Origin of the sequence: Kitasatospora sp. NPDC057512, assembly GCF_042802135.1 — a bacterium.
GTDB lineage: Bacteria > Actinomycetota > Actinomycetes > Streptomycetales > Streptomycetaceae > Kitasatospora.
Window position 1 is genome coordinate 1 of sequence record NZ_JBHVET010000505.1, and the last position, 6,587, is coordinate 6,587.

Annotated in this window: 6 protein-coding genes and 1 CRISPR repeat array; of the genes, 2 read left to right on the forward strand and 4 right to left on the reverse strand. The window is 74.0% G+C overall.

Annotated features, from left to right (window positions below; genetic code table 11):
* Positions 1-675: 675 nt before the first annotated feature.
* The gene (locus ACFU6K_RS27590; protein ID WP_380667430.1) at positions 676-1,986 is read left to right on the forward strand and encodes a cytochrome P450; all 1,311 of its coding nucleotides are present in this window, start codon (positions 676-678) and stop codon (positions 1,984-1,986) included.
* Between the two features lie 131 nt (positions 1,987-2,117).
* Positions 2,118-3,416 carry a cytochrome P450 gene (locus ACFU6K_RS27595; protein WP_380667432.1) on the forward strand — a complete coding sequence of 433 codons (1,299 nt, stop codon included), beginning with the start codon at positions 2,118-2,120 and terminating at the stop codon, positions 3,414-3,416.
* 106 nt (positions 3,417-3,522) lie between these two features.
* On the opposite strand, the gene ACFU6K_RS27600 is transcribed toward ACFU6K_RS27595, so the two are convergent.
* From ACFU6K_RS27600 to ACFU6K_RS27615, 4 genes are all read right to left on the reverse strand, one after another.
* Positions 3,523-3,813: a nucleotide disphospho-sugar-binding domain-containing protein gene (locus ACFU6K_RS27600; RefSeq protein WP_380667440.1), complete on the reverse strand. Its 291-nt coding sequence runs from the start codon at positions 3,811-3,813 to the stop codon at positions 3,523-3,525.
* A 187-nt stretch (positions 3,814-4,000) separates the two neighbouring features.
* Positions 4,001-5,126: a CRISPR direct-repeat array (repeat unit 28 nt; unit sequence GTCGGCCCCGCGCTCGCGGGGGTTGCTC).
* Between the two features lie 165 nt (positions 5,127-5,291).
* Positions 5,292-5,564 (reverse strand): hypothetical protein, encoded by a 273-nt coding sequence (locus ACFU6K_RS27605; protein WP_380667434.1) that lies wholly within the window; start codon positions 5,562-5,564, stop codon positions 5,292-5,294.
* A gap of 220 nt (positions 5,565-5,784) precedes the next feature.
* Positions 5,785-6,252: a hypothetical protein gene (locus tag ACFU6K_RS27610; RefSeq protein WP_380667436.1), complete on the reverse strand. Its 468-nt coding sequence runs from the start codon at positions 6,250-6,252 to the stop codon at positions 5,785-5,787.
* On the reverse strand, positions 6,249-6,434 hold the full coding sequence (locus ACFU6K_RS27615; RefSeq protein ID WP_380667438.1) for a hypothetical protein: 186 nt from the start codon (positions 6,432-6,434) through the stop codon (positions 6,249-6,251). Before ACFU6K_RS27615 ends, ACFU6K_RS27610 begins: the two co-directional genes overlap by 4 nt.
* Between the last annotated feature and the right edge of the window lie 153 nt (positions 6,435-6,587).

Genomic DNA, 6,587 nt, shown 5'->3' on the forward strand with positions numbered 1-6,587 from the left:
CAACGTCGGCCCCGCGCTCGCGGGGGTTGCTCGCCAGGAGCTTCGGCGGCCACGACGCCGCCGGCGTCGGCCCCGCGCTCGCGGGGATTGCTCCCTTGCCTGACAGGCCCTCTGAAGGAGGAGCCCCCGCGGGCTTGGGGATCGCGGGGCAGCCTCTCTGAAGCTGCCAGGTGAGAGCGCCTGTTGACGCCGGGCAGCGGCCGCGCGGAGAGGTTCCGCGCGGAGAGGTTCCGTGCGGAGAGGTTCCGTGCGGACGGCGCTCGGCGCCGTGCGGGTGGGCGTGGCCGGTGGGGCGGGGTGGCTCAGGTGGTGGGGTGGGCGAGGGTGGCGAGGTGGTCTGCCACGGCGGTCGGGCTGGGCATCGCCGCGGCTTCGGTGCTGAGCTCGCGGGTGGCGCGGGTCAGGGCGTCGTCATGAAGAGGCGGCGGGGCAGGGCCGGGGTGATCTGCTCGGCGGTCGCGCTGAGGTCGGTGGTGGCGTAGGTGCGTTGCGGCCGGCGGCCGCGGTCCGTCGTGGCGGTGGGGGGACTTCGCCCGGACTGCGCGGCGGGCTTCGGCCGGCCCCGCCAGGTCGGTGCCCTGGTGTCACACCTGCGGGGGACGAGGCCGTGACCGATTCCGGCGGGTCGGAGTTGCAAGGGGCATGAGCAGTGCGTTCACAGAGTGGGGGGGCGTCATGACCACCAGCCCGGCGAATCCGCGCGAGGTTTCCGACGGTGACTCCGACGCGCCCGGCCAGCGCGGGCTCTCCTCCTGCCCGTTGGTCTTCGATCCGCAGTGCCCGGAGCTGCCCGAGGACGTGCTCGGTGAGCTGCGGGAGCAGGCCCCCGTCGTGCGGATCACCCTGCCCGGCGGGCTGCCGGCGTGGATGATCACCCGGTTCGACGACGTCCGGGCCGGGCTCGGGGACCCGCGGCTGGTGCAGTCCCCGCTCTCCGTGCCGGGGTTCACCGGTGAGGACCCCCGGATGGCGCAGATCCGGTGGCTCGGCCTGCCCGAGCGGATGAACCAGTACCTGCTGCGCGCCCTGCTGGACCTTGACGCGCCCGACCACACCCGGCTGCGCAAGGCGGTCGCGCCGCACTTCACCGCGCGCCGCATCCACGCGTTGCGGCCCCGGGTGGAGCAGATCACCGACCGGCTTCTGAGCGGGCTGCCGGGACGGGCAGCCGCCGACGGCAGCGTGGACTTCATCGAGGAGGTCGCCTTCCCCCTCTCGATCACGGTGATCTGCGAGATGGTGGGCATTCCCGAACAGGACCGCCCGCTGTGGCGCCGCTGGGCGGACGACCTCAACGGCCTGGACACCGACCTCGTCCGTGACTCCGCGCCCGCCCTCGTGGACCACGTGCTCGCGCTGATCGAGGAGCGTCGGCGCACCCCCGGCGACGACCTCATCAGCGCGATGGTCGGGCCCGCTCCGGACGGCGAACCTCCCCTCCCGGAGCGGGACATCGTCACGATGACGATGCTGGTGACCAACGTCGGCTACGAGAACACCGCCTACTTCCTCGCCAACGGCCTCGCCGCCCTGCTCGCCCACCCCGACCAGCTGGACCTGCTGCGCGACGACCCCGCCCTGCTCCCCTCAGCCGTGACGGAGCTGCTGCGCTGGGGCGGCTCCGTCCCGGCGACCCGGCCGCGCTTCGCCGCTCAGGACATCGACCTGCACGGCACCCGTATCCGGGCCGGCGAGGCCGTCGCCCTCTCCCTGCTCGGCGCCAACCGCGACCACCGGTACCACCCTGACGCCGACCGGCTCGACATCACGCGCTACCAGGACGCGCAGGACGACCACGTCGCCCTCGGCCACGGCGCCCACTACTGCCTCGGCGCCGCCCTCGTCCGTCTGGAGACGCAGGTCCTGCTCGGTGCGCTGACCGCCCGGTTCCCCGGCCTCCGGCTGGCCGTCGCCCCGGACCGGCTGGAACGCGTCCACGTGCCGGGCGTGGGCCGCCGCCTCACCCGCCTCCCGCTCCACCTGTGAAGGGTCGGCGGGCCCGGGCCCCGGGGTCCTTCGTCTCCCGGGAGCCCTCCGCCCCAGAGATGCCCGACCGCCTCAGAGAGCTCCGACCGGTGCCCGAGGCACCGGGCCGCACCGGAAAGGGACGACGCACGATGCCGAACGACCAGGTGGCGGCACCGCCGGCACCCGTAGCAGCACCCGCGCCCGCACCCGCACCCGGCCCCGGACCCGCCGAGCACGCCGACGGATGTCCGGTCCGCGAGGGTCGGCTGCCCGACGGGACCATGGGCTGGGTGGTGTCCGGCTTCGCCGAGGTACGCGATGTCCTCACCGACCCCCGCCTGACCAGCGCCACCTCCGCGCCGACCGCCGAGGGCTCCCCCGACCCGCGCGTCGCCAGCCTGACCGCGCTCGGGCTGCCTCCGGAGACCCACCACTACTTCCTCAACGCCATCGTCGATCTGGACCCCCCGCGCCACACCCGCCTGCGCCGGCTGGTGTCCCGCGAGTTCACCGCCCGCCGCATCCAGCTCCTCGCCCCGTCGATCGAGCTGATCACCGACCGGCTGCTGGACGAACTACCCGACCACCGTGACGAGTTCGGCGTCGTCGACCTAGTCGAGCACTTCGCCTACCCGCTGCCGGTCGCCGTGATCTGCGAACTGGTCGGGGTCCCGGAACCCGACCGGTACCTCTGGTCCGACTGGAGCCGGTACCTGACGGCCGGCCAAACCGAACGGGTGCGGGAGACGACACCCGCCCTGGTCCGGCACGTCCGGGAGCTGATCGACCGCCGCCGCGCGGAACCCGGAAGCGACCTCATCAGCGGGATGCTCCAGGCGCGTGACGACAGCGCGGACGACAGCGCGGACGGCGGCCCGGCCGACGCGGCGATGAGCGAGGACGAGATGGTCAGCATGACCCTCATCCTCGTCCTGGCCGGCCACGAGACCACCGCCCACCTGATCGCCAACGGCACCCTGGCCCTGCTCACCCACCCCGACCAGCTCGCCCTGCTGCGCCGGGACCGCGCGCTGCTGCCGCACGCCGTCGAGGAACTGCTCCGCTGGTGCGGCCCGGTGCCCTCCGCACGCCTGCGGTACGCCGACCGCGACCTCGTCTTGCGGGGCGCACACATCCGCAGGGGCCAGGCCGTCCACCCCCACCTCGACGCGGCCAACCTCGACCTGCGGCACCACGACCACGCCGAGCGGCTCGACCTGACCCGGACGCGGGCCGCCCAGGCCGACCACCACCTCGCGTTCGGGTACGGCATCCACTTCTGCCTGGGCGCGGCGCTGGCCAGGTTGGAAGCGGCCATCGCCTTCGGGAGGCTCCTCGACCGCTACCCCGGGCTGTCGCTCGCGGCGGACGCCGACTCCCTGATCCCCGGCGGCCGCCCGACCGGCTGGGAGCTGAACCACCTGCCGCTGCGCCTGGGGCGGGCCTGACGGACCGTCCGGTGACGGGCGGTGGGCCCCGGATCGGTCGGCGATGGGCGGCGTCCGGACGGAGGGGGGTCCGTGCGGACGGCGGCCGGCGCCGGGGGCGGGGGGCTCAGGTGGTGGGGTGGGCGAGGGTGGTGAGGTGCTTCGCCACGGTGGTCGGGCTGGGCATCGCCGCGATTTCGGTGCCGACCTCGCGGGCGGCGCGGGTCAGGGTGTCGTCGGTGAGGAGGCGGTGGAGCAGGGCCGGGGTGATCTCCTCGGCGGTCGCGCTGAGGCCTGCGCCGCGCTGGTGGACGGCGGCCGCGGTGATGAAGCGGTCGGAGCCCTCGGGCAGCATGAGTTGGGGGATGCCCGCGTCGAGTGCGCCGAGAGCGGTGCTGCTGCCGGGTACCGCTGCCAGCGGTCATCGACCATGCCTCGACGCTCCATGTCCGAGTACGCTTCGGAGCATGGATCGAGGCACTGACAATCCACCCTGGATCCACAAAGAGACAACGATCGACGCATGAGGTCTGCTCTGGGAAGCCAACCGAATCGAACTGAATCAACCGGCGCCAGTTGACGCAGATCACCGCAGGTCAGGAAGTGTCGGCCCCGCGCTGGCGGGGGTTGCTCTGCCGCCACCGGAGCCAGCTACGACCACACCGCGTCGGCCCCGCGCTGGCGGGGGTTGCTCCCCCTGCACCCCGACCTCCCCACGAGGGAACAGGTCGGCCCCGCGCTGGCGGGGGTTGCTCGGTGGAACCGGGCGCTGAGGCTGCCGGTCTTGCGTCGGCCCCGCGCTGGCGGGGGTTGCTCCGACTTCTTCGCGTCGGCGGCGATGCTGCGGTTGTCGGCCCCGCGCTGGCGGGGGTTGCTCCATGCACGACCCGGGCAAGGACAAGTTCGAGACGTCGGCCCCGCGCTGGCGGGGGTTGCTCCGCGATTGCCGACGCCCGCTACCGCCGCACCGGGTCGGCCCCGCGCTGGCAGGGGTTGCTCCTCGCGCGCCGGATAAGGGAGTCAGCCCGTCGGGTCGGCCCCGCGCTGGCGGGGGTTGCTCATAGCAGATGCAACAAGTAGCAGCGTATGACCCGTCGGCCCCGCGCTGGCGGGGGTTGCTCGGATGCGAACGGCCAGTACCTCTGGCAGACGTCGTCGGCCCCGCGCTCGCGGGGGTTGCTCCTTCTCCCAGGTCACACAGTGGATCACCAGTCAGTCGGCCCCGCGCTCGCGGGGGTTGCTCGGAGAAGCTGTTCGCCGACTGCCGGGCCGGGCGGTCGGCCCCGCGCTCGCGGGGGTTGCTCTCGCGGCGTGGTCCTTGATGCCGCCGTCCCACGGTCGGCCCCGCGCTCGCGGGGGTTGCTCCGGAGCGGTCGGCGAGCAGGACGGCCAGGTTCGGTCGGCCCCGCGCTCGCGGGGGTTGCTCCGCCAGCTGCTCCGGGAGGCCGTCGAGCGGCCAGTCGGCCCCGCGCTCGCGGGGGTTGCTCCGTCCGCGCCCTCACCGCCCGCTGACCCGAACAATCGGCCCCGCGCTCGCGGGGGTTGCTCTGATGCGGCCCTGGTTCTCAAGGCTCTGGCTGCGTCGGCCCCGCGCTCGCGGGGGTTGCTCCACAGTGAGATGGGCGGGTCGCTTTCGCTGCTCGTCGGCCCCGCGCTCGCGGGGGTTGCTCCGCCTTCGGCCGAAGCCCCATGTCCCAGTCGGGGTCTGCCCCGCGCTCGCGGGGGTTGCTCCGCTCTGGGCTGCACCGCAAAACGGTGTCGAAGATCGAGCTGGGCGAGGCTGGGCTGCCGCACGATCACCTGGTGCGAATCGCCCACGGCCTCGGGCTGCCGGTCTGGCGGCTGTTCTGGGACGAGTAAGCCCCGGCCGGCCCTGAGGTCGGCCGGGGCGGCGCGCTACTTCGGCGGGTCAGCCGGCGGGTTGGGGTTGCCGTTCGGCGGCGGGGGGTTGCGCGGCGCGGGCGGGGGCGGGGGCGGCCCGCCGATCCCGTTGTTCCCGCTGCCGCTCGGCTCCTTCTGGGGCATCTCGTCCTCCATCTCCTCGGCCGCCGGCACCTCGTCCGGCAGCGGCATGGTGGGGTGCCGGGGCACCCGGTTCGGGCCGCGCGTACCTCGGCCTCGCTGGCCGCGCCACCGGCCCTGGGCGTCCGGCGGGATGCGGTCGGTCACGGTGTCCTCCTCCTGGTCGGAGCCACCATCGTGGCGCTCTTCGGCACCGGCATGGCGACGTTCCGGCTAGACGGGTCGGTCACGACGTCCGGCTGGCAGTGCTTCACCTCGGAGGTGTACGCCGTGATGTCCCGAAGGACCGGACCCCTGACCCACGTCCAGCAGCCGCTGCACAGCCCCCACTCATCCGGGCCCTCAACGGGCGTCCCGCCGGCGGCGCTCACCCTGCGGCCCCGAACGTCCCGCCGGGACGGGCCGGATCGATGCGACGGGCGCAGGGCGGGCACCGGACCCTGGAGTGCATGGTCGCCACCGAGCCGATCCGGTCCTCCACACCTCCGAACAGCGATTTTGACCCGGCCGGAGCCCCGCAGTCGTGGCACACCCGGGTGGCCTGTGCCGCCAGGTAGCACCCCCAGCAGAGCAGCATCGCGGTGGCCTCGGCCAGCACCACGCACGGCTGCACGCCCGAGAGGTGCCCGCACTGCCGCAGCGCGCCGGTGTCCCGAGCGTGGACCAGCGCTTCCCGTGTCGTACGCGCCCACGGCGGCGAGTCGTCCACGTGGATCGTCTTCAGACCTCGGGCGCCACTGCCATCGAGCAGCCGGAGCAGGTCATCCCGGGCCGCGTGGACCTGGTCGAGAGCGGCGGTGATCCAGACGAGCCCGGCCGCCGTGCCGCCGGTCACCGGACGGCCCCTTTGCCGCGGCACCCGACGTGCTCGGTGATCCAGTCATAGAGGGTCGCGCCGTACTGCCCGTCATAGATGCCGAGGCCGTACTGGCCGCAGGTGCGGCAATGCCCGCACACCCGTTCGCTGGGATCGGCCGGGGCGCGGGAGTCGACCCGGCCCTGCGCCTGCTCCGTCACTGGTCCCCCTTCATGCCGTGTTCCCGTGCGCCCGAGGCGGCGGGGCACGGCCACGGCACGTTGCAGCGGGGACAGCCGCCGGCGACGGACCGGTGCCCGTCTCGCCGCATCCGGGCCCAGGTCGCGGACGCGTCGCCCGCGTCTGCCGGGCGA

Bases quoted from the DNA above. Each gene is read 5' to 3' on its own strand.
- ACFU6K_RS27590 (WP_380667430.1), top strand. From the start codon at position 676: ATGACCACCAGCCCGGCGAATCCGCGCGAGGTTTCCGACGGTGACTCC.
- ACFU6K_RS27595 (WP_380667432.1), top strand. From the start codon at position 2,118: ATGCCGAACGACCAGGTGGCGGCACCGCCGGCACCCGTAGCAGCACCC.